The organism is Janthinobacterium sp. Ant5-2-1 (genome assembly GCF_001445815.1).
In the GTDB taxonomy this organism is placed as follows: domain Bacteria; phylum Pseudomonadota; class Gammaproteobacteria; order Burkholderiales; family Burkholderiaceae_D; genus Janthinobacterium; species Janthinobacterium lividum_E.
The window spans coordinates 1-711 of sequence record NZ_LNCE01000146.1; the positions used below are offsets into that span (position 1 = coordinate 1).

Consider the following 711-nt stretch of genomic DNA (forward strand, 5'->3'; position numbering starts at 1 on the left):
GAGGCCATGCGGCGCGACTTCCTGCAATCGGGCTTTGTCACCGAGGACAGCGAATTGTTCCTCATCGAAGACAAGGCCCAGCACATCATCGGCACGATCACGCACTTCAAGAGCCGCACGCCAGCCTCGCGCGAGATCGGCTACCGCCTGTTCGACCGGCAGCGGGACGGGCGCGGCTACATCAGCGAAGCGACGCACCTGGTGGTCGATTACCTGTTCAACGCCTATACGTATCATCGGCTGGAGCTGCTGATGGACCCGCTGAACATCGGCTCCGAGCGCATCGCGCAAAAGAACGGCTTTACCGAGGAAGGCTTGATGCGCCAGGCGTTTTTTATCAATGGCGCGATGCGCGATGTCAAAATGTACAGCCTGCTGCGGCCCGAATGGCAGGCGCGCCTGCGCTGACTTGTTACCATCGGGGCAGGAGTGTAAGAAGTTGTATTAGACGTGGAACAAGCTGGTGACAGCAGCTATAGTCCAGTCCATGCAGATCATTGTGATCTCGCCGGAATGGAAGGAAATGCCATGTTGAACAAGAAACTCCTGGGTGCGGTAATGGTAGCGGCAGTGGCTGTGTCTTCGGCCGCAGTCGCCGGTGACCGCGACTTCAATACCGTTGCAGGCGCCGTTGTCGGAGCGGCCATTGGCAACAGCACCGGCGGGCGCAATGGCGCGATCGTTGGTGGCGTGCTTGGCGCCGCCGTCGGC

Annotated in this window: 2 protein-coding genes; both read left to right on the plus strand. The window is 60.1% G+C overall.

Annotated features, from left to right (window positions below):
- The coding region (locus ASN89_RS26675) for a GNAT family N-acetyltransferase (RefSeq protein ID WP_058051349.1) at nucleotides 1-408 on the plus strand (408 nt) is incomplete at its 5' end.
- A 150-nt stretch (nucleotides 409-558) separates the two neighbouring features.
- A partial coding sequence (locus tag ASN89_RS26680) for a glycine zipper 2TM domain-containing protein (protein WP_235502096.1) occupies nucleotides 559-711 on the plus strand: 153 nt, incomplete at its 3' end.